Origin of the sequence: Blautia sp. AF17-9LB (assembly GCF_003479185.1) — a bacterium.
GTDB classification, from domain to species: domain Bacteria; phylum Bacillota; class Clostridia; order Lachnospirales; family Lachnospiraceae; genus Fusicatenibacter; species Fusicatenibacter saccharivorans.
In genome coordinates this window covers 1-403 of sequence record NZ_QUGU01000005.1, presented here as the reverse complement: position 1 = coordinate 403, position 403 = coordinate 1, and positions in this window count along the sequence as shown.

The window sequence follows — 403 nt, the reverse complement described above, 5'->3', positions numbered from 1 at the left end:
TGCAGAATTAACTATATTTTTCTAAAAATAAGAAAATTCGAAAAAAGGTGTTGACTTTTGCTTTGGGCGGTGTTATTATAACTAAGCTGTCAGCGAGAGCTACAGTGAATGAGTTCTTTTGAAACAGAAAAACCTAGTTCGGAGCCGGGTGGCTGCCGCGGGTTACAAGAACTGCTTCAAAAAACTTGAAAAAAGTTCTTGACAAAAGCAAATGAGTTTGATAAAATAAACGAGTTGCTGATCGAGAGAACAGCAGAGAAGTTCGAAAGAACTTCAAAAAATAAATAAAAAAGTTCTTGACAAACGAAAAGTTCTGTGATAAAATAAACGAGCTGATCCGAGTCAGAACGGCAAAGATCCTTGATAATTAAACAGTGAAACACATCCTCGAAAGTTCTGAATA